This window comes from Pantoea sp. GABEPS69 (assembly GCF_045780835.1).
Lineage (GTDB): Bacteria > Pseudomonadota > Gammaproteobacteria > Enterobacterales > Enterobacteriaceae > Pantoea > Pantoea septica.
This window is the reverse complement of sequence record NZ_CP118618.1, coordinates 2,454,688-2,476,309: the sequence shown is the minus strand read 5'-3', so window position 1 is coordinate 2,476,309 and position 21,622 is coordinate 2,454,688. Positions and strand designations below refer to the sequence as shown.

Sequence of the window (21,622 nt, the reverse complement as noted above, 5' to 3'; positions counted from 1 at the left end):
ATGAGTCGTCAACAGGATGAGGCGCAGCCCGCGCGGCGACGCCTGTTAAAAGGGCTGGGACTGATGGGCGGCGCGGCCGCCCTGAGCGGCGGCTGCCCGTTCCACGCGGCGGCCGACAGCTTTTCTCCCGGTACGGTTGCGCCCGACGCGCGACGCCAGGTGCAACCTTTCTACGGAGAGCATCAGGCGGGCATCATCACGCCGCAGCAGGCGTCGATGATGCTGGTCGCCTTTGACGTGCTGGCCAGCGATAAGGCCGATCTGGTGCGCTTGTTTCAGCTGCTCACCGCGCGCATCGCCTTTTTGACCAGCGGCGGTCCGGCGCCGGCGGTGACTAATCCTAAGCTGCCGCCGATGGATTCAGGCATTTTGGGGGCAGAGATCGCGCCGGACAATCTGACGATGACGGTTTCGGTAGGCGCGTCGCTGTTCGACGAGCGTTTTGGCCTGCAGGCGCTGAAGCCGAAGAAGCTGCAAAGCATGACGCGCTTTCCCAACGATTCGCTGGATGCCGCCCAGTGCCATGGCGATCTGCTGCTGCAGATCTGCGCCAACACCCAGGACACGGTGATCCACGCGCTGCGCGATATCGTGAAATACACGCCCGATCTGCTGGGCGTGCGCTGGCGGCGCGAAGGCTTTATCGCCGATCACGCCGCGCGCAGCCAGGGGAAAGAGACGCCCATCAACCTGCTGGGCTTCAAGGACGGCACGGCCAATCCCGACACGCAGGATAAGCCGCTGATGGATAAGCTGCTGTGGGTGACGGCCGATCAGGACGAGCCGGCGTGGACGCGCAGCGGCTGCTATCAGGCGGCGCGGATTATTCGCTTCCGCGTTGAGATGTGGGACCGCACGCCGCTCGGCGAACAGCAGGCCATCTTCGGCCGCGACAAGCTGAGCGGCGCGCCGCTGGGCATGCAGCACGAGCGTGACGTGCCGGATTATACGAAAGATCCGGATGGCGAGGTTATCGCGCTCGACGCCCATATCCGCCTGGCCAATCCGCGCACGCCCGAGACGGAGAGCAGCCTGATGCTGCGCCGCGGCTACAGCTATTCGGCGGGCACCACCGCATCGGGGCAGCTCGATATGGGACTGCTGTTCGTCTGCTATCAGCACGACCTGGAAAAAGGCTTTATCGCGGTACAGAAGCGGCTTAACGGCGAAGCGCTGGAAGAGTATGTTCGTCCCATCGGCGGCGGCTACTTCTTTGTTTTGCCGGGCGTTCCCGACGCTAAGCACTATCTGGCACAGCCGCTGCTGGAAGCCTGACGACACCTGCGCCGCCGCATCGGCGGCGCGGTTTCGGCGCGCCATGCAAAATATTTGTTTCCCGCCTAAAAATCTAATCCCTTGATTGCTATGAGAAAGCCCTTTTTTGCCTGCCTGCCCGTTGCTGTTATTTCTGAATTCTGGGTATGGTCGTAAAATTAATGTTGCCAACTCTGTTAAAATTAGTGCAGTTTAATGGATAAGCGTGTTGTATCGCAGACTGGAGTCGCGCATGGGAAGGTCCTTTACAGGACAGACAGTTTTACCTCAGGTTCCACACTCTTCAGCGAGGGCATGCGCGCCTTCGACAGCCTCTTCTTCTTTATCAAATTGTTTCTCTATCTTCGATTTTACCGGTGTGCCTTTGCGCCTCGGTGCGGCGACACATCTTTATCAACGGTACGTCATGGCTCGAAAGGAAGCCAATCAAACCTCTAAAGCGTTCAGTTAATCGTGGCGGGCAGCGGCCCAACGCGGGAAATGAAACCAACTGTAAGGTGCGACTATGGGAAGACAGAAAGCAGTGATCAAAGCGCGTCGTGAAGCCAGAAGAGTGCTTCGTAGTGACTCTCGCAGTCATCGTCAGCGCGAAGAAGAATCGGTCACTTCGCTGGTGCAGATGGGTGGGCTGGATGCTATCGGTATGGCGCGCGACGTGCGCGACCGTTCGCCGATCGCCGCCAGGAACGATGCTCAGGCGCACTATCTCCAGGCCATAGAATCGAAGCAGCTGATCTTTGCAACCGGCGAAGCTGGATGCGGTAAAACCTGGATCAGCGCCGCGAAAGCGGCAGAGGCCCTGATACATAAGGATATCGACAGGATTATCGTCACACGTCCGGTGCTACAGGCCGATGAAGATCTGGGATTCCTGCCAGGGGATATCTCAGAAAAATTCGCCCCGTACTTCCGGCCGGTCTACGACGTTCTGGTTAAACGTCTTGGCGCTTCCTTTATGCAGTACTGTCTGCGACCCGAAATTGGCAAGGTGGAAATCGCGCCTTTCGCCTATATGCGCGGTCGTACCTTTGAAAATGCGGTGGTGATCCTCGATGAGGCGCAAAACGTGACCGCGGCCCAGATGAAGATGTTCCTGACGCGCCTTGGCGAAAACGTTACGGTGATTGTTAACGGCGATATTACCCAGTGCGACTTGCCCGCTGGGGTCTCTTCCGGTCTCGCGGACGCGCTGGCACGGTTCGAAGAGGACGAGATGGTCGGCATTGTACGTTTCGGCAAAGACGACTGCGTGCGTTCGGCGCTCTGTCAGCGCACGCTGCATGCGTATGGTTGATTGATTTGAGTAAGTCTGTGTAGCAAGCAAACCCGGCGCAAGCCGGGTTTTTTTATGGGGCAGCATCGCAGGCTCCGCTGTCCAACGGGCTGCGCCCGTTGTCGAACCCCGGCGGGGATTCTCATACCCCTCTCATCGAGGAATATGCAAAAAAAATGCCTGAACGTTAGTTCAGGCATTTTCTTGAATTTGTGGCGGTGAGAGGGGGATTCGAACCCCCGATACGTTGCCGTATACACACTTTCCAGGCGTGCTCCTTCAGCCACTCGGACACCTCACCACATTTTTTCCGCTGACCTTGCTGGGTCAACGGGGCGCTACTATAGGGAGTCGGCCCAAAAGGGTCAAGCACTATTTTTCTCTTTTTTTCTATCCGCTTAAGCTCTGTTCGAATCGATTTATCCCTGCGCGTTCCGGCCAGATTGTCATCAAAAAGAAATCCCGCAGCCACAAAAATGTCACCAAAGCATCACAGACTTAACGCCTGAAACTTCTGGTAAATTTTTCTTATAAAGGAATACAGGATGAAACCGATGCGCCTCTTTACCTGTTCGCTGCTCGCCTCGCTGGTGAGTTTATCCGTACACGCTGAAACTGCCAGCACGCCCGCAGATACAGGCTACTCGCGTGCTGCCACCGGCGACATTACCCAGCATGGCGGAGCGCGTCGCCTGACTGGCGATCAGACCGAGGCGCTGAAAGCGTCGCTGCGCAACACCACGGCGAAAAACGTCATTCTGCTGATTGGCGACGGCATGGGCGACTCGGAGATCACCGCGGCGCGCAACCTGGCGGAGGGCGCAGGCGGCTTCTTTAAAGGCATTGATGCGCTGCCGCTTACCGGCCAGTACACCCATTACTCGCTGGACAAGAAAACCCATAAGCCGGATTACGTGACCGATTCCGCCGCATCCGCCACCGCGTGGGCCACCGGCACCAAAAGCTATAACGGCGCCATCGGCGTCGACGTCAACGGCAAGGATCAGCAAACCCTGCTGGAGATCGCCAAATCGGCAGGCAAAGCGACCGGCAACGTCTCCACCGCAGAGCTGCAGGACGCTACGCCCGCCGCGCTGATGGCGCACGTCACCAGCCGCAAATGCTACGGCCCGGAGAAAACCAGCGAGCTGTGCGCCAGCAACGCGCTGGAGCAGGGCGGCAAAGGCTCGATCAGCGAGCAGATACTGAAAACCCGCGCCGACGTGGTACTGGGCGGCGGCGCGAAATCCTTTAACGAGGTGGCGAAAGCGGGCGACTATCAGGGCAAAACCCTGCGCGAACAGGCGCAGGCGCTGGGATACCAGCTGGTGAGCGACTGGCAGGGACTCAACGCCGTTACCGTGGCCGACAAGGACAAACCGCTGCTCGGCCTGTTTGCCGACGGCAATATGCCGGTGCGCTGGAAAGGGCCGAAGGCGAGCCACTATGGCAACATCGAGCAGGCGGCAGTGACCTGCGAGGTGAATAAAGAGCGCCCGGTCGCGACTCCGACGCTGTCGCAGATGACCGCCAAAGCGATCGATCTGCTGAAAACCAATCCGAACGGCTTCTTCCTGCAGGTTGAAGGCGCGTCGATCGATAAAGAGGATCACGCGGCGAACCCGTGCGGCCAGATCGGCGAAACCGTGGATCTCGACGAAGCGGTGCAGCAGGCGCTCGCGTTTGCGCGCGAAGAGGGCAATACGCTGGTGGTGGTGACGGCGGATCATGCGCACAGCAGCCAGATTATCGCTAATGGGACGAAAGCGCCCGGCCTGACGCAGGCGCTGAACACCAAAGACGGCGCGGTAATGACCATCAGCTACGGCAACTCCGATACCGATTCGCAAGGCCACACCGGCACGCAGCTGCGCGTCGCAGCCTATGGTCCCTGGGCGGCTAACGTGGTGGGGCTGACCGATCAGACCGATCTCTTCTTTACGCTGCGCGATGCGATGGCGCTGAAGTAAGGGAAGTAACGTCTCCCGCTTGCGGGAGACGTTGTCGCATCGCTAAATGCGGTTTTCGCGCAGCTGCGCCATAAAGTTCTGCACCCACTCCATACGCAGCTTGCGCTCGGCCAGATCGCGCGTAAAGCGCAGTCGGGTCGGGCCATCGAGTTTCCACTGCTGCGGATCTTTCTGCAGCAGGCTAATCAGCCAGCCAGGGTCAACGCTGTTCTGCGGCGCAAAGTCGAAGAAGCCGCCTTTGTCGCTCACCTCGATCTTGCGAATGCCGAGACTGCGCGCCACCAGCCGCAGCGTGGCGATATCCAGCAGATTGCGCGCCGCGTCCGGCAGCACGCCGAAGCGGTCGATCATCTCCACCTTCAGCTCCTGCAGCTCCTCTTCGCTGTCGGCGCTGGCGATGCGCTTGTAGAGCGACAGGCGGGTATTGACGTCGGGAATAAACTCCTCCGGCAGCAGGGCAGGCATGCGCAGCTCGATTTCGGTCTGATTGCTGGTGAGATCCTCCAGCGACGGCTCGCGTCCCGCCTTCAGCGCATCTACCGCGTTCTCCAGCAGCTCCATATAGAGCGAGAAGCCCAGCGTCTCCATCTGGCCGCTCTGCTCCTCGCCGAGCAACTCGCCCGCACCGCGGATCTCCAGGTCGTGCGTCGCCAGCGCAAATCCCGCGCCCAGATCCTCCAGTGAGGCGATCGCCTCCAGGCGCTTCTGCGCGTCGCTGGTCATCGCTTTAGGGTGCGGCGTCAGCAGCCAGGCGTAGGCCTGATGGTGCGAACGCCCGACGCGGCCGCGTAGCTGATGCAGCTGCGCCAGGCCGAAGTGGTCGGCGCGCTCGATGATAATGGTGTTGGCGGTCGGGATATCGATGCCGGTCTCAATAATGGTGGTGCAGACCAGCACGTTGAAACGCTGGTGATGGAAGTCGTTCATCACCCGCTCAAGGTCGCGCTCGCGCATCTGGCCGTGGCCGATGGCGATACGCGCCTCTGGCACCAGCTCCGTCAGTCGCTGCGCCGCCTTTTCGATATTCTCGACGTCGTTGTAGAGGTAGTAAACCTGACCGCCGCGCAGCACTTCGCGCAGGATCGCCTCGCGCACCACCAGCGCGTCGTACTCGCGCACGAACGTCTTCACCGCCAGGCGGCGCGCCGGCGGCGTGGCGATAATCGACAGGTCGCGCATGCCGCTCATCGCCATGTTCAGGGTGCGCGGGATCGGCGTCGCGGTGAGCGTCAGGATATCGACGTCGGCGCGCATCGCCTTGATACGCTCTTTGTGGCGCACGCCGAAGCGGTGCTCTTCATCGACAATCAGCAGCCCTAAGTCGTGCCATTTAAGATCGCTCATCAGCAGCTTGTGGGTGCCGATCAGGATATCGATCTTGCCCTCGCTCGCCGCCTGCAGCACCTGCGTCTGCTCTTTGGCGCTGCGGAAGCGCGACAGCATCTCGATGCGCACCGGCCAGTTGGCGAAGCGGTCGCGGAAGTTGTCGTAGTGCTGCTGCGCCAGCAGCGTGGTCGGCACCAGCACCGCCACCTGTTTATGGTTCTCTACCGCAAGGAAAGCGGCGCGCATCGCCACTTCAGTTTTGCCGAAGCCGACATCGCCGCACACCAGACGATCCATCGCCAGCGGCTGGCACATATCGCTCAGCACCGCGTTGATCGCCTGCGCCTGATCCGGCGTGGTTTCAAACGGGAAGCTCTCACAGAAGAGCTGATACTGCTCGCGATCGTGCTTAAAGGCGTAGCCCGCTTTCGCCGCGCGCTGAGCGTAGATATCCAGCAGCTCGGCGGCGACGTCGCGCACTTTCTCCGCCGCTTTCTGCCGCGCGCGCGTCCAGGCGTCGCTGCCCAGCTTGTGCAGCGGCGCGTTTTCATCCGCGCCGCCGGCGTAGCGGCTGATGAGATGCAGCGAGGAGACCGGCACGTAGAGCTTGGCGTCGTTGGCGTAGGAGAGCATCAGATACTCCGCCATGATGCCGCCCGCTTCCAGCGTGGTCAGGCCGATATAGCGTCCGACGCCGTGCTCCAGATGCACCACCGGCTGCCCGGGCGTCAGCTCGGCCAGGTTGCGGATCAGAATATCGGGGTTGATGGTGCGGCGCGTATCCTGGCGGCGTCGGCTAACGCGTTCGCCCAGCAGATCGCTTTCGCAGATCAGGGCGCGGTCGCGCTGCGTATCGACAAAGCCGCGCTCGCTGGCGCCGATCATCAGGGTATAGCGCTCGCTGTTCGCCTCATCGAAGCGCCGCACCGTCTGCGGACGCAGCTTAATGCGCGCCAGCAGCTCCTGCAGGCTTTCGCGGCGGCCTTCGCTCTCGACCGAGAAGGTGACCTGGCCGCTGAAGTCGTCGAGAAACTGGCGCAGCGGATCGAGCGGCGCTTTGGCCTGCGCCTGCACGGCGATATCGGGCAGCGGCTGGTAGCCGAGATTAGTGTTGCCCGCTTTCTCCGGCAGCGTCTCGTTGGTCATCTGCATGCGCGGCCAGCGGTTGAGCTCGCCCAGCAACTCATCCGGCCGCAGCCAGAGCGTGGTCGGCGTCAGCAGCGGGCGCATCGGGTCGACGCGGCGATTTTCATAGCGCGCCTCTACGTCCTGCCAGAAACGTTCCGCGCTGCCGTTAAGATCGCCGCAGTTCACCACCAGCGTATTGTCGGGCAGATAGCTGAACAGCGTCGGCAGCGCCTGCTCGAAGAAGAGCGGCTGCCAGTATTCGATGCCGGCGGGCAGGGTGCCTTTGCTCACCTGCTGATAGATATGCTCCGGTTCGCGGCGCACGTCGAACAGCTCGCGCCAGCGGGTGCGGAACAGCTCGATCGCCGCTTTGTCGGTAGGGAACTCATGGGCTGGCAGCAGATTAATCGCCGGCACCGCTTCCAGCGTACGCTGGCTGTCGACGTCAAACAGCCGCAGGCTGTCGATCTCGTCGTCGAAAAAGTCGATGCGGTAGGGCTGATCGCTGCCCATTGGAAAGAGATCGAGCAGCGCGCCGCGCGTGGCGTATTCGCCATGCTCCATCACCTGGTCGACGTGACGATAGCCCGCCTGTTCCAGCTGATCGCGCAGGCGATCGCGCGACAGCTTCTGTCCCTGCTTCATCACCAGCGCGTGGCCGTGCAAAAAAGGATGCGGACAGACGCGCTGCATCAGGGTGTTCACCGGCATAATCAGCATGCCGCGCGTCATAGTCGGCAGCTGATACAGCGTCGACAGACGCGCCGAAATAATGTCCTGATGCGGCGAGAAGCTGTCGTAGGGCAGCGTTTCCCAGTCGGCGAGATGGCTGACGGGAAGATCGGTGAACTGGCGGATTTCATCCAGCAGGCGCAGCGCGGTTTGCATATCGGGGGTGATCATCAGCACCGGGCCGGCGTGGCGCTCGGTAATGCTGGCGCACTCCACCGCGTGCGCGGCGCCGATCAGCTGACCGAGCTGGCGACGATCGCCGGATTTTACGGGCAGGGCATAGCGGGTCTGTTCGGACATGGGATCTTGTGGTTCTCTCCATTTTTTCCAGGGCGTCATGATTCCACATTACGCCCTGGCGATCACCTGCTGCGACGGTTTTTCCTTTGCGCGGTGGCCGAGTTATTTAGCGGATGGTTGGGTGTAGTGCATGCGCGGACGATCGACGTTCGCCCAGCTCAACTCCATTTCCAGATGGTAGCTGTGGTTGCCGTCGTCCCACTTGACGTAGTAGCCGGTGGGCGCGTCTCCCTGTTCAAAAACGTTAACAATCTCGCCTTTTATCTCTCCCGATTTGTGTTTCACAATGCTGCCTTTGGGATATTTGAACATGGTGTTTCCTCCAGCGCCTCAGGAGCACGTTGCTGACTCCACCTTATAGTGTAGCCTACCCGGACGGCAGGCGATTAAACGTACAGACGGGAGCGCCGGGATTTCTTTTTGGCAAAAATCGGCCACACTTTGCCGCGTACTCAGAGGGTTAGAGGTTTCATAAACCGAACGCCTCCTTTATCATCACTAGTCTACTTTCAGGCAACTGCCAAGACGGAATACATGTATCAACCTGTCGCGCTATTTATCGGCCTGCGCTATATGCGCGGGCGAGCATCGGATCGCTTTGGTCGCTTCGTTTCCTGGCTCTCCACTATCGGCATCACGCTCGGCGTGCTGGCCCTGGTCACCGTACTGTCGGTGATGAACGGCTTTGAACGCGAGCTGGAGGGCAATATTCTCGGCCTGATGCCGCAGGCGCTGGTCACCAGCGAGAAGGGCAGCATCAACCCGCAGCAGCAGCCCGCGGCGAGCCTTAAGCTAGCGGGCGTCAGCCGCATGGCGCCGCTCACCACCGCCGACGTGGTATTGCAGAGCGCGCATAACGTGTCGGTCGGCGTGATGCTCGGCATTCAGCCTGACGAAAAAGATCCGCTCACGCCGTATCTGGTCAATACGTCGCAAAGCGTGCTGCAGTCGGGCCAGTACAACGTCATCCTCGGCGAACAGCTGGCGACGCAGCTCGGCGTCAAGCGCGGTGACGAGCTGCGCCTGATGGTGCCGTCGGTCAGCCAGTTTACCCCGATGGGCCGCGTGCCGAGCCAGCGCCTCTTCACCGTGGCGGGGACTTACGCCGCCAACAGCGAGGTGGACGGCTATCAGATTCTGGTCAACCAGCAGGACGCCTCGCGCCTGATGCGCTATCCGGCGGGCAACGTCACCGGCTGGCGTCTGTGGCTGGATAAACCGCTGGCGGTGGATGCGCTGAGCCAGCAGGCGCTGCCTGCCGGACTGGTGTGGAAAGACTGGCGCGAGCGCAAAGGCGACCTGTTCCAGGCGGTGCGCATGGAGAAAAACATGATGGGGCTGCTGCTGAGCCTGATCGTCGCCGTCGCCGCCTTTAATATCATTACCTCGCTCGGCCTGCTGATCATGGAGAAGCAGGGCGAGGTGGCGATCCTGCAAACCCAGGGACTAACGCGCCGGCAGATTGTCGCGGTCTTTATGGTGCAGGGCGCCAGCGCCGGGATTATCGGCGCGCTGCTCGGCACGCTGCTGGGCGTGCTGCTGGCCAGCCAGCTCAATAATCTGATGCCGGTTATCGGCCTGTTTTTAGATGGCGCGGCGCTGCCGGTCGACATCAATTTCTGGCAGGTGGTGACCATCGCCGTCACGGCGATGGCCGTCGCGCTGCTGTCGACGCTCTATCCCTCCTGGCGCGCCGCCGCCGTTCAACCCGCTGAGGCTTTACGTTATGAGTAACACCCCTTTGTTGCAGTGCCGCGAGCTGTGCAAACGCTATCAGGAAGGCAGCGTGCAGACTGACGTGCTGCGCAACGTCACCTTTAGCCTGCAGCCCGGCGAGCTGGTGGCGATTGTCGGCAGCTCCGGCTCCGGCAAAAGTACGCTGCTGCATCTGCTGGGCGGCCTGGACGCGCCGACCTCCGGCGACGTGGTGTTTGACGGCCAGTCGCTGAACGCCATGTCCTCTTCCGCCAAAGCGTCGCTGCGCAACCGCGAGCTGGGCTTTATCTACCAGTTCCATCATCTGCTGCCCGACTTCAACGCGCTGGAAAACGTGGCGATGCCGCTGCTGATCGGCAAAGTCGGCAAGGCGGAGGCGCAGCAGCGCGCCCGCGAAATGCTGGCGGCGGTGGGGCTGGAGAAGCGCGCGCATCATCGTCCGTCAGAGCTGTCGGGCGGCGAGCGCCAGCGCGTCTCTATCGCCCGCGCGCTGGTGAACCGGCCGCGTCTGGTGATGGCGGATGAGCCGACCGGCAACCTCGACGCGCGCAACGCCGACGCGATTTTTGAGCTGCTGGGCGAGCTGAATGTCCGTCAGGGCACCGCCTTTCTGGTGGTGACGCACGATCTGCATCTGGCGAAGCGCCTGTCGCGTCAGATGGAGATGCGCGACGGTCAGTTAAGCGAGCAGGTGACCTTAGCAGGAGCGCTCTGATGGGTTCGTCGTTATCCCTGTTGTTAGGGCTGCGCTTCAGCCGCGGCCGCCGCGGCGGCGGCATGGTGTCGCTGATTTCGATTATTTCCACCCTCGGTATCGCGCTGGGCGTGGCGGTGCTGATCATCGGCCTGAGCGCCATGAACGGCTTCGAGCGCGAGCTGAACAACCGCATTCTTGCGGTAGTGCCGCACGGCGAGATCGAAGCAGTGAATCAGCCGTTCCGCAACTGGCAGTCGCTGATTGCGCCGGTAGAGCAGGTGCCCGGCATCGCCGCCGCCGCGCCCTACGTGAACTTCACCGGGCTGATCGAGAGCGGCGCAAAGCTGCAGGCGCTGCAGGTGAAAGGGGTCGATCCGGCGCAGGAGCCGCGTCTTAGCGCGCTGCCGCAGTTTGTTGAAGGCGACGGCTGGAAAACCTTCGCCGCTGGCAAGCAGCAGATTATTTTAGGCGGCGGCATCGCCCGCACGCTGAACGTCAAGCAGGGCAGCTGGATTACGATCCTGATCCCCAACAATGACGGCGGCACGAAGCTGCTGCAGCCGAAACGCATTCGCCTGCAGGTGAGCGGTATTCTGCAGCTGAGCGGCATGCTGGACCACAGTCTGGCGCTGGTGCCGCTGGCGGACGCGCAAAACTACCTCGATATGGGTGACAGTGTCACGGGTATCGCCCTGAAGATGCAGGATCCCTTTCAGGCGGTGAAGCTGGTGCGCGACGCGGGCGAGGCGACCCACGGCTACGTCTATATTCGCAGCTGGATTGGCACCTTTGGCTATATGTACCGCGATATTCAGATGATCCGCGCCATTATGTATCTGGCGATGGTGCTGGTGATTGGCGTAGCCTGTTTTAATATCGTTTCGACGCTGGTGATGGCGGTGAAGGATAAGAGCAGCGACATTGCGGTGCTGCGCACGCTGGGCGCGAAAGATGGGCTGATCCGCGCCATCTTTATCTGGTACGGCCTGCTGGCCGGACTGCTCGGCAGCGTCAGCGGCGTGATCATCGGCGTGCTGGTGGCGCTTAATCTCACCCCCCTGGTGCGCGGGCTGGAATCGCTGACCGGCCATCATTTGCTCGCGGGCGATATCTACTTTATCGATTTTCTGCCCTCGGAGCTGCACTGGCTCGACGTCGGCTCCGTGCTACTGACGGCCATTGTGCTGAGCCTGCTGGCGAGCTGGTATCCGGCGCGGCGCGCCAGCCGCATCGATCCGGCGCGCGTGCTGAGCGGGCAGTAACCCGGCGAAAACGGCGGCATCGCGCTGTCATACGCGGCCGCTACACTTGAGAGTTCTGGCGGCGACCCGACGTCGCCCATAAGGAGTTTTTATGCGCACACCGCGTCGACGCTTGCGCCTCGCCCGCTATAAGAAGACCCGCCGCAAGGTGCAGCAGCGTTTTCGCCAGCGTATTTTCGAGCGCGATCGCCAGGCGGAGCTGGCGGCCCATCCGCAGCCGTTCGTGGTGGTATTGACCGGCGCGGGCATTTCGGCCGAGTCGGGCATCCAGACGTTTCGCGCCGCCGATGGCCTGTGGGAAGAGCATCGCGTAGAGGATGTGGCGACGCCGGAGGGCTATCGTCGCGATCCCGAGCTGGTGCAGCGTTTTTATAACGCGCGCCGCCGCGCGCTGCAGTCCAGCGAGATCCAGCCCAACGCCGCGCACAAGGCGCTGGCCGAGCTGGAGCAGGTGCTGGGCGATAACTTTTTGCTGGTGACGCAGAATATCGACAACCTGCATGAGCGCGCGGGCAACAGTCGCGTGCTGCATATGCACGGCGAGCTGCTGAAAGTGCGCTGCACCGGCAGCGGACAGGTGATTGCATGGAGCGGCGATCTCACCACCGACGATCGCTGCACCTGCTGCCAGTTTCCTGCGCCGCTGCGCCCGCATGTGGTGTGGTTTGGCGAGATGCCGATCGGTATGGAGGAGATTTACCATGCGCTGGAGCAGGCGGATCTTTTTATCGCTATCGGCACCTCAGGGCATGTCTATCCGGCGGCGGGCTTCGTGCATGAAGCCAAACTGCAGGGCGCGCATACGGTGGAGCTGAATCTGGAGCCGAGCCAGGTGGGCAATGAGTTCGCCGAGCGCCACTACGGGCTGGCGAGCCAGGAAGTGCCGCAGTTTGTGGATGGGTTTTTGCGCAGTTTGTATAAGTAAGTGCAGTGAAAAGCTGCTGTGGGACAGGTGCTCACAGCGGGTGACTGGGCCCGATCGCAAAGACGCAAAAGCGGCATCCCTGCCGGCTCGGCCCGCGACATCCTTGTCGCGGGACGCTTTGCTCTTCGGTCTCAGTCACCCGCTGTTAAGCTCTGGCGTGGCTGTCAGGCGACAATCCCTGCGCCCTGCCTTTTTATTATCGACCCGCCTTTAGCTTCTGGAACAGCGTCTCATACTGCACGCTGGCGTCGCCGACGTCGTTCTGCCATTCGCCATTCTTAATCACCTCGGCGGAAGGATAGAGCGACGGATCGCTCGCCACCGCTTTGGGCAGCAGCGCCTTCGCGGCCAGGTTCGGCGTCGGGTAGCCGATGGTTTCCGCCACCTTCGCCGCCACGTCGGGACGTAGCAGGAAGTTGATCAGCTTGAGCGCGCCCGCCTTATTTTTCGCGTTGGCCGGGATCGCCAGATTATCCATCCAGAAAATGCCGCCTTCTTTCGGCCAGACCACCTCCAGCGGCGTGCCCGCCTGACGCGCCACATAGGCGGAACCGTTCCAGATCATGCCGAGATTCACTTCCCCTTCCATATAAGGGTTGCCGGGGTTATCGGAGTTAAAGGCGAGCACGTTCGGCATCAGCTTCTTCAACTCTTCATAGGCGGCGTTAATCTCTTTGGGATCGCGCGTATTGCCGGAGAGACCCAGCTTGCGCAGCGCCATCTGGAACACCTCGCGCGCGTCGTCGGTCAGCAGCAGGCTCTGCTTATACTCCGGCTTCCACAGATCGGCCCAGCTCTGCACCGACTTTGCGTCCACCGCGTCGGTATTGACGCCGATCGCCGTCGCGCCCCAGATATAGGGGATCGAATAGTCGTTATTGGGATCGAACGGCTTATTCAGCAGATTCGGGTCGAGATTGTGGAAGTTGCTCAGCTGCGCCTTGTCGATCTTCTGCAGCATGCCTTCGTTACGCATCTTCGCCACGAAGTAGGTCGAGGGCACCACCAGATCGTAGGCGCCGTCTTTCCAGGTCTTCAGCTTGGCGTACATGCTCTCGTTGGACTCGTAGGTCGAGTAAATCACCTTGATGCCGGTCTCTTTGGTGAACTGCTCCAGCAGCCCCGGCGGCACATATTCGGTCCAGTTATAGAAGTAGAGCGTGTTGCCGTCGTCAGCCTGCGCGCCCTGCATGCCCAGCGCCAGCGCCCCAGCCGCCAGCCAGTGAGACCATCTCTTCATCATCAATCCTCTATTTGGTTTTATCACGGAGCAACAGCTGGCTGATGCCGACCAACAGCAGCGACAGCAGCAGCAAAATGGTCGCCAGCGCGTTCACCTCCGGCGAGACGCCGACTTTCACCATCGAATAGATCTTCAGCGGCAGGATCTCAAAGGTCGGCCCGGTGACGAACGAGGAGACCACCACGTCGTCCATCGACAGGGTAAAGCTCAGCAGCCAGCCCGCCGCCACCGCCGGCATCGCCAGCGGCAGAATAATTTTACGTAAAATGGTGGTCTCGCTGGCGCCCAGATCCTTCGCCGCCTCCAGCATGCGCACGTCAAAACCCTTCAGCCGCGAGTAGACGGTAATCACCACAAAGGGCAGACAAAAAGTGATGTGCGAAAAGAGCAGCGACCAGAAGCCGAGCGAAATGCCGAGCAGCATAAACAGCACCAGCAGGGAGATCGCCATCACGATATCGGGCGACATCATCACCACGAACAGCATGCCGCTGACGAAGGGCTTGCCGCGAAAGCGGTAGCGGTAGAGCGCCACGGCGGTGAGCGAGCCGATCAGCGTCGCGCAGCTGGCAGAAAGCACGCCCATCATCAGCGAATGCTGGGCCGCCTGAATCAGGCTGTCGTTATTCACCAGCAGGCTGTACCACTGGGTGCTGAAGCCCTGCCAGTTGATGCCGAAGCGCGAGGCGTTGAACGAGTTAACGATCAGAATGGCGATAGGGATATAAAACCAGGCGTAAATCGCGGCCATAAAGCCGCCGCGTAGCAGGCGCGCGATCATTCCAGCTCCACCTTTTTATTCAGCAGGCGCGCGGCGCGCCAGTAAAACAGCAGCATCAGCCCCATCAGCAGCGTCATCACGATGCTGGTCGCCGCGCCGAACGGCCAGTCGCGGATGTTGAGGAACTGGCTCTTGATGACGTTGCCGATCAGCAGGTTCTTCGCGCCGCCCATCAGGTCCGCCACGTAGAACAGCCCCATCGCCGGGATCAGCACCAGCAAACAGCCTGCGACGATGCCCGGCATGGTCAGCGGCAGAATAATGCGGAAAAAGGTCTGCGTTTTGCTGGCGCCGAGGTCGCGCGCCGCTTCAAGGCAGGCGCGATCCAGCTTTTCCAGGCTGGAGTAGAGCGGCAGCACCATAAAGGGCAGCAGAATGTAGATCAGGCCGAGCACCACCGCCTGCGGCGTATACATAATGCGAAACGGCGTCTCGATAACGCCAAGCCACAGCAGAAAGTCGTTCAGCCAGCCGCGCGTGCTGAGAAAGATTTTCAGCCCGTAAATGCGGATCAGGGAATTGGTCCAGAAGGGCACGATCAGCAGAAACAGCATCAGCGGCCGCAGGCGCGCCGGCAGCTTCGTCAGGCACCAGGCGAAGGGATAGCCCAGCAGCAGGCAGCAGAGCGTGGCGATAACCGCCATATTGAGCGAATGCAGCAGCACTTCGCCATAGAGCGGATCGAGCAGCCGCGTATAGTTGCTGAGGGTAAACGCCATGCGAACGAAGTGCGCATCGTCGCGCGTCAGAAAGCTGGTGACGAAGATCATCAGGTTCGGCAGCAGCACGAAAAGCGCCAGCCAGCCGACGATCAGCGCCGTGACGCCTTTCTGGAAACGGTTACGCATCAGCTTCATAGGGCAGCACCACCTCCCAGCTGGGAACCCAGTTCACCGCCATCTTTTGATTAAGGGAGTGATCGAAGTCGGGATCGTCCTCGTTAAAGAATTCGCTGACCGTCACCAGCTTGCCGTTTTCCAGCTCGACGGTCGATTCCAGCGTCATACCTTTGTAGTTGCGCTCGCGCACGTAGCCGATCAGGCCTTCTACCGCCTGGTCGCTGTGCACCTCGTCGACGCGCAGATCTTCCGGACGCAGCAGCACATGCAGGCGATCGCCGACGCTGACCGGGAAGGTGCAGTGAATATCGCATTCGCGGCCCTCTACGCGGGCGCGCACGCGCGGCGCGGCGCTGGCGTCGAGAACGTCGGCGTCAAATACGTTGATCTCGCCGATAAAGCGCGCCACGAACAGGTTCTTCGGCTCTTCGTAAATTTCGCGCGGCGTGCCGTCCTGCTCAATCTTGCCGTCGCGCATTACCACGATGCGGTCGGACATGGTGAGCGCCTCTTCCTGGTCGTGGGTCACGAACACAAAGGTGATGCCGAGCTTGCGCTGCAGCGCCTTCAGCTCGTTCTGCATCTGCTTGCGCAGCTTGTAGTCGAGCGCCGAAAGCGATTCGTCGAGCAGCAGCACTTTGGGGCGGTTCACCACCGCGCGCGCGATGGCGACGCGCTGCTGCTGACCGCCGGAAAGCTGATGCGGGCGGCGATCGGCGAAGCTCTCCAGCTGCACCATCGCCAGCGCCTCGCTGACGCGCGCGGCGATCTCCGTATTCGGGGTTTTCTGCATGCGCAGGCCGAAGGCGACGTTTTCAAACACCGACATGTGCGGGAAGAGCGCGTAGCTCTGAAAGACGGTGTTAACGTGGCGATGTTCGGCGGGCGTATCGGTGATATCGCTGTCATCCAGCATCACGCGGCCGCTGTCGACCTCTTCCAGCCCGGCGATCAGCCGCAGAATGGTGGTTTTGCCGCAGCCCGACGGACCGAGCAGGGTGATGAATTCGCCATGGTCGATGGTCAGGTTGAAGTCGCTGATAATCGACTTGCCGTCGAAAGCTTTACTGATGCCAGAAAGCGTAACCAGCGCCTGCTGCGCGCGTGTTTGCGTCATTTTAGTCACTCAGTCGGTAATAGGGTCGAACAGGTTACAGCATAGCCGTTTGCGTCGGCCAGCCAGCGAGAGGGCGCGATGATACCTGAAAAATGTGGCAATGCCATGTTTTGGCGGTGAAAAGAGGCGATCGGGCTGCGATCCGCTATCCTGACCACAGATGTTAACAACTATGTTAAAAGTTCCTTCTGCAAACGCGCCGCGCGGGTTAACCTGTCAGATAATGATGTGACGCAACATGCGTCGGACGCGACTGTTGATAATGATGGTCGGCTTCTTTTGAAGGATGGCATATGGATCAGTTACTTGAACGTTTTTTAAGTTACGTGGCGGTAGAGACGCAGGCAAAACCGCAGGCGCGTCAGGTGCCCAGCAGCGAAGGGCAGTGGACGCTGGCGCGCAAGCTGCAGGAAGAGCTGATTGCGCTCGGTTTTATCGACGTCTCGCTCAGCGATCACTGCTGCGTAATGGGCACGCTGCCCGCCAACGTCGACTGGCCGACGCCGGTGATCGGGTTTATTTCGCATATGGATACGTCGCCCGATTTTACCGCGAAGAATGTGAACCCGCAGATTATTGAGAACTACCGCGGTGGCGATATCGCGCTCGGCACGGGCGAAGAGGTGCTGTCGCCGGTGATGTTCCCGATCCTGCATAAGCTGATTGGCCATACCCTGATCACCACCGACGGCAAGACGCTGCTCGGCGCCGACGACAAGGCGGGCATCGCCGAGATCATGACGGCGATGGCGCGCCTCGCCAAAAGCGATATTCCGCACGGCGCCATTCGCGTCGCCTTTACCCCGGATGAAGAGATTGGGCGCGGCACCTCGCACTTCGACGTCGAGGGTTTCGCCGCCGACTGGGCCTACACCATCGACGGCAGCGATCTCGGCGAGTTCGAATATGAGAACTTCAACGCGGCCTCAGCAGTGGTGAAGATCGTCGGCAATAACGTGCACCCCGGCTCGGCGAAAGGGGTGATGGTGAACGCGCTCGACGTGGCGACGGCGTTTCATGCCGACGTGCCGGCGAAAGAGCGTCCGCAGTTTACCGACGGCTACGAGGGCTTTTACCATCTGCATCAGATCAAGGGCACCGTTGAGCACGCCGAGCTGCAGTACATTATTCGCGATTTCGATACAGACGCGTTTGAACAGCGCAAGCAGGTGCTGACGGCGATTGCCGAGCGCATTAACGCCGGGCTGCATAAAGACTGCTCCGTCACGGTGGAGATCAGCAACAGCTATCGCAATATGCGCGAGAAGGTGGAACCGCATCCGCATATTATCGAGCTGGCGCTGCAGGCGATGCGCGACTGCGGCATCGAGCCGAAGGTGAAGCCGATTCGCGGCGGCACTGACGGTTCCGCGCTGTCGTGGAAAGGACTGCCGTGCCCGAATATCTTTACCGGCGGCTATAACTACCACGGCAAGCACGAGTTCGCCTCGCTCAATATTATGGCGCAGTCGGTGGATGTGATTGTACGGCTGGCGGAGCTGGCGGCGGAGAAAAAGGGGTAAAGCGCGTACTGCATCCAGAACTTACAGGCAGCGCAATAACCTGCGTTAGCCCCTTGTTGCATACTTTAACGCTCCCGACAGGGAGCGTTTTGTTTTCTATTACTCAGCGTCACCAAAGTACCAGTATCCGGCGTTCACCAGCGCGGCAAGCTGCGCCAGCAGCGACGGATCGTCCAGCGCCTCGCCAAAATCCTCCAGGCTTAGCGTATGGCGGTGCGCCAGCGCCGTCAGCACCTCCGGCTGCGAACATTCGACGCGCTCGCCGTTGACAAACACCGCCTCGCCAATGGTCAGCACGCGCAGGCCGCCAAGACGCGACAGCGTATCGCCCTGCTGCAGCGCATCATAAATCTCATCGGGCTGATAGGGCGGCTCCGGCGGCGCGACGTCCAGCTCATGACGCGACTGGGAGATGAACTCCCCGAACCAGCTGGCGAAATGCTCCGGCTGGTCGATCACGTCGAGCATCACCTTGCGAATGCCTTCAATCTCCTGCGGCAGGATCTGCGACGGGCAGTCGCGCGCGGGCACGTCAGGATCGCTGTAGCGATAGCTGCCCAGCTCGCGCGCCAGCACGTAATCGGCGAAGCCGCTGATCAGCTCGCGGCCGCTCGGCGCGCGGAAGCCGACAGAGTAGTTGATGGCGTTCTCCAGCGAATAGCCTTCGTGCGGGAATCCCGGCGGAATATAGAGAATATCGCCCGGCTCCATCTCTTCATCGATAATGGCGTCGAACGGCTCGACCTGCAGCAGGTCAGGGTGCGGGCAGTGCTGCTTCATCGGCACTTTCTCGCCGACGCGCCAGCGACGACGGCCGGTGCCCTGAATAATAAACACGTCGTACTGATCGAAGTGCGGACCGACGCCGCCGCCCGGCACGGCGAACGAAATCATCAGATCGTCGATGCGCCAGTCAGGCAAAAAGCGGAACGGGCGCATCAGCGCCGCAGAAGGCTCATGCCAGTGGTTCACCGCCTGCACCAGCAGCGACCAGTTGTTTTCGCCCAGATGATCGTAGCTCTCGAAGGGACCGTGGCTCACCTGCCACTTGCCGTCGTTATGGCTGACCAGACGGCTGTCCACCTCGTTTTCCATCGCCAGTCCGGCCAGCTCGTCAGGAGAAATGGGATCGACAAAGTTTTTAAAACCGCGCTTCAGCAGCACCGGGCGTTTTTGCCAGTAGCGCTGAATAAAGTCGGGCCAGTTAAGATCGAGCTGATAGTCCATAGAGGGGTTCCATGCAGGGCTGTAAATGCTGCCAAGTATAACAGCCCGCGCGCCTTTCTACTCGCGGCGATGTTCGACTTCCTGGCGGCGGAAGATCACTTCCATACGCGCGCCGCCCAGCGGGCTGGATGTGGCGATAATCTGGCCCTCATACTGCTCCAGAATATCGAGCGCTACCGCCAGGCCCAACCCCTGACCGGGTCGCAGCGTATCGGCGCGCTGGCCGCGCACAAAGACGAGATCGCGCTTGCTTTCGGGAATGCCGGGGCCGTCGTCGTCGATAAACAGATGCAGCGCCTGATCGGTCTGCCGCGCGCTCACCTCGATAAACTCCAGGCAATATTTGCAGGCGTTGTCCAGCACGTTGCCCAGCACCTCCATAAAGTCGTTTTTATCGCCGATAAAGGTCACCTCCGGCGAAACGTCCAGCGTAATCTCCACGCCTTTGTGCTGATAAACTTTATTCAGCGCCGAACAGAGGCTGTCGAGCAGCGCCGACACTGGATGCAGGTCGCGCAGCAGCGGATTGTGGTCCGCCTGCATGCTGGCGCGGTGCAGGTAGTAGCCGATCTGCTGCGAAATACGGCTGATCTGCTCCAGCATCACCGGCTCGGCCTGCTCAATGGTGAGATCCTTGCCGTTGCGCAGCGAGCGCAGCGTGCTTTGCAGCACCGCCAGCGGCGTTTTCAGGCTGTGCGTCAGATCGGAAAGGGTGGTGCGGTAGCGCGTATAGCGCTGACGTTCGTTGCTCAGCAGCAGGTTAAGATTGCGCACCAGACTGCGCAACTCCTGCGGCGGGGCATCGTCGAGATTCTCACGCTGGCTGGTTTCCAGTTCGCGTATCTGCGTGGCGAGATGGCCGATCGGGCGCAGGCTCCAGTGCGCCGCCAGCCACAGCAGCGGGATCACCAGAATCAGGTTGGCGGCCAGCACGTAGCTGAACCAGGACCACACCACGTCCGAATGCTGCAGCTCCTGCGGTATCGAATCCACCACCACGATGGTCAGCGCAGGCAGGTTGGTGGTGGCGTCATAGCGGTTGACCGCGACGGAGTGGGTAAAGGTGTCGTTACTGTCGTTATCGATGGCATGCAGCCGCTTCTGCGCCGACAGATCGTTGCCAATCGCCATGGCGCTGGTGCGATTGCTGGTGTCGATTTCGTAGAAGTCGGGCTTCAGTAGCCACTCATGCTGAATTTTGGCGCGGATCTCCGGCACGTCGCGCTGCTGCCACAGCAGCTTACCCTGTTCGTCGTAGATGAATACCAGCGTCGGGAAGTTAAGCGTCATGCGCTCTGGTTGCGCGATGGTCAGGCGGTTATTTTGCCACTGCGCCAGCGTAAAGAAGAGATTGCTTTCGCCGCGCATCACGCGATAGGTATTCTTATCGAAGCTGACCACGTAGCCGATCACCGCCACCATGCCGTAAGAAAGTGAGAGAAACAGCACGATAGCGGAACAGGCCAGCAAAAAGCGGGCGCGTAGCGACAGCGGACGGTAGCGTTGAAACCAGCCCATCAGAGATCGAAGCGGTATCCCTGACCGCGTACGGTGGTGATCACTTCATCCGCATGCAGCGCCTGAATTTTTTTACGCAGTCGGCCCATCAGCACGTCGATAGTATGGCTTTCGCGCAGTTCGGCGTCGGGATAGAGCTGCAGCATCAGGGAGTCTTTGCTCACCACTTTGCCCGCGTTGCGGATCAGCGTTTCGACGATGGTGTACTCAAAGGCGGTCAGCTTGACCGGCTGGTCGTGGATAGTCAGCTCGCGACGCGAGAGATCGACCTGAAACGGCGCCATGTCGATGATTTGCGAGGCGTGCCCGCTGTTGCGGCGCATCAGCGCCTGCAGGCGCGCGGCCACTTCTTCAATATGAAAAGGTTTGGTGACGTAGTCGTCGGCGCCCGCTTCCAGCGCTTCGACTTTGGCCTGCCAGCCTTCGCGCGCGGTGAGCACCAGAATCGGCTGCCGCACCGACTGGCCGCGCCAGCGGCGGATCAGCGACATGCCGTCTTCATCCGGCAGGCCCAGATCGACCAGCGCGATATCGGGCAGATGCTCCTGTAAAAAATAGTCGGCTTCCTTTGCGTCCTCTGCGGCGTCTACCTGATGGCCCATCTCGCGCAGTTGAACGGCAAGATGATGGCGCAGCAGAGCATTATCTTCCACAACCAAAACACGCATGGCTTTTCCTTACTCTCAGAGCATTTAAGTAAAGATAAAGTATACGCAAAAACATCTAAACAATAGCTTAACGCAGGCGGGTCCGGCCCGCCTGCGTCTGCG

17 protein-coding genes and 1 tRNA gene are annotated in these 21,622 nt (G+C 60.7%); 8 read left to right on the top strand and 10 right to left on the bottom strand.

From position 1 onward, the window contains the following. On the top strand, positions 1–1,275 hold the full coding sequence (gene efeB / locus PVE98_RS12165; protein WP_313619650.1) for an iron uptake transporter deferrochelatase/peroxidase subunit: 1,275 nt from the start codon (positions 1–3) through the stop codon (positions 1,273–1,275). Positions 1,276–1,780: 505 nt separating this feature from the next. Further along, positions 1,781–2,569 (top strand): phosphate starvation-inducible protein PhoH, encoded by a 789-nt coding sequence (gene phoH / locus PVE98_RS12160; RefSeq protein WP_033750871.1) that lies wholly within the window; start codon positions 1,781–1,783, stop codon positions 2,567–2,569. A 192-nt stretch (positions 2,570–2,761) separates the two neighbouring features. Here the strand turns inward: phoH and PVE98_RS12155 are convergent. Further along, positions 2,762–2,849: transfer RNA gene (locus PVE98_RS12155), tRNA-Ser, on the bottom strand. 244 nt (positions 2,850–3,093) lie between these two features. On the opposite strand from PVE98_RS12155, the gene phoA reads away from it, so the two are divergent. Beyond that, a complete protein-coding gene (gene phoA, locus PVE98_RS12150) occupies positions 3,094–4,518 on the top strand; it encodes an alkaline phosphatase (protein ID WP_096072951.1) in 1,425 nt (474 codons plus the stop codon). 42 nt (positions 4,519–4,560) lie between these two features. On the opposite strand, the gene mfd is transcribed toward phoA, so the two are convergent. Both mfd and PVE98_RS12140 read right to left on the bottom strand, forming a co-directional pair. Further along, positions 4,561–8,004 (bottom strand): transcription-repair coupling factor, encoded by a 3,444-nt coding sequence (gene mfd / locus PVE98_RS12145; protein ID WP_033747911.1) that lies wholly within the window; start codon positions 8,002–8,004, stop codon positions 4,561–4,563. 102 nt (positions 8,005–8,106) lie between these two features. After that, entirely contained in the window at positions 8,107–8,316 is a 210-nt protein-coding gene (locus tag PVE98_RS12140) for a hypothetical protein (RefSeq protein ID WP_033747909.1), read from the bottom strand. 222 nt (positions 8,317–8,538) lie between these two features. Between PVE98_RS12140 and lolC the strand changes: the two genes are divergently transcribed. The 4 genes from lolC to cobB all read left to right on the top strand — a co-directional run bounded on the left by lolC (position 8,539) and on the right by cobB (position 12,604). Then, positions 8,539–9,738, top strand: coding sequence for a lipoprotein-releasing ABC transporter permease subunit LolC (gene lolC, locus PVE98_RS12135; RefSeq protein ID WP_096072952.1), 1,200 nt, complete (start codon positions 8,539–8,541; stop codon positions 9,736–9,738). Then, positions 9,731–10,435 (top strand): lipoprotein-releasing ABC transporter ATP-binding protein LolD, encoded by a 705-nt coding sequence (lolD, locus tag PVE98_RS12130; RefSeq protein ID WP_033747905.1) that lies wholly within the window; start codon positions 9,731–9,733, stop codon positions 10,433–10,435. Before lolC ends, lolD begins: the two co-directional genes overlap by 8 nt. After that, a complete protein-coding gene (gene lolE, locus PVE98_RS12125; RefSeq protein WP_096072953.1) occupies positions 10,435–11,679 on the top strand; it encodes a lipoprotein-releasing ABC transporter permease subunit LolE in 1,245 nt (414 codons plus the stop codon). Before lolD ends, lolE begins: the two co-directional genes overlap by 1 nt. A gap of 91 nt (positions 11,680–11,770) precedes the next feature. Next, complete coding sequence (gene cobB / locus PVE98_RS12120; protein ID WP_096072954.1) at positions 11,771–12,604, top strand: Sir2 family NAD+-dependent deacetylase; 834 nt, start codon at positions 11,771–11,773, stop codon at positions 12,602–12,604. Positions 12,605–12,800: 196 nt separating this feature from the next. On the opposite strand, the gene potD is transcribed toward cobB, so the two are convergent. The 4 genes from potD to potA are packed head-to-tail and all read right to left on the bottom strand — an operon-like array spanning position 12,801 to position 16,584. Beyond that, positions 12,801–13,844 carry a spermidine/putrescine ABC transporter substrate-binding protein PotD gene (gene potD / locus PVE98_RS12115; RefSeq protein WP_033747899.1) on the bottom strand — a complete coding sequence of 348 codons (1,044 nt, stop codon included), beginning with the start codon at positions 13,842–13,844 and terminating at the stop codon, positions 12,801–12,803. Between the two features lie 10 nt (positions 13,845–13,854). After that, positions 13,855–14,628, bottom strand: a complete 774-nt coding sequence (gene potC / locus PVE98_RS12110; RefSeq protein WP_048785231.1) for a spermidine/putrescine ABC transporter permease PotC — start codon at positions 14,626–14,628, stop codon at positions 13,855–13,857. After that, a complete protein-coding gene (potB, locus tag PVE98_RS12105; RefSeq protein ID WP_033747893.1) occupies positions 14,625–15,485 on the bottom strand; it encodes a spermidine/putrescine ABC transporter permease PotB in 861 nt (286 codons plus the stop codon). Before potB ends, potC begins: the two co-directional genes overlap by 4 nt. Beyond that, positions 15,469–16,584 carry a spermidine/putrescine ABC transporter ATP-binding protein PotA gene (potA, locus tag PVE98_RS12100; protein WP_096072955.1) on the bottom strand — a complete coding sequence of 372 codons (1,116 nt, stop codon included), beginning with the start codon at positions 16,582–16,584 and terminating at the stop codon, positions 15,469–15,471. The genes potB and potA overlap by 17 nt, the downstream gene beginning before the upstream one ends. Before the next feature lie 293 nt (positions 16,585–16,877). On the opposite strand from potA, the gene pepT reads away from it, so the two are divergent. After that, complete coding sequence (gene pepT, locus PVE98_RS12095; RefSeq protein WP_033747889.1) at positions 16,878–18,107, top strand: peptidase T; 1,230 nt, start codon at positions 16,878–16,880, stop codon at positions 18,105–18,107. A 99-nt stretch (positions 18,108–18,206) separates the two neighbouring features. On the opposite strand, the gene PVE98_RS12090 is transcribed toward pepT, so the two are convergent. The 3 genes from PVE98_RS12090 to phoP are packed head-to-tail and all read right to left on the bottom strand — an operon-like array spanning position 18,207 to position 21,520. Next, positions 18,207–19,334, bottom strand: a complete 1,128-nt coding sequence (locus tag PVE98_RS12090; RefSeq protein WP_033747886.1) for a cupin domain-containing protein — start codon at positions 19,332–19,334, stop codon at positions 18,207–18,209. Positions 19,335–19,391: 57 nt separating this feature from the next. After that, on the bottom strand, positions 19,392–20,852 hold the full coding sequence (phoQ, locus tag PVE98_RS12085; protein ID WP_033747883.1) for a two-component system sensor histidine kinase PhoQ: 1,461 nt from the start codon (positions 20,850–20,852) through the stop codon (positions 19,392–19,394). Beyond that, positions 20,852–21,520, bottom strand: a complete 669-nt coding sequence (phoP, locus tag PVE98_RS12080; protein WP_033747880.1) for a two-component system response regulator PhoP — start codon at positions 21,518–21,520, stop codon at positions 20,852–20,854. Before phoP ends, phoQ begins: the two co-directional genes overlap by 1 nt. Positions 21,521–21,622 lie beyond the last annotated feature (102 nt).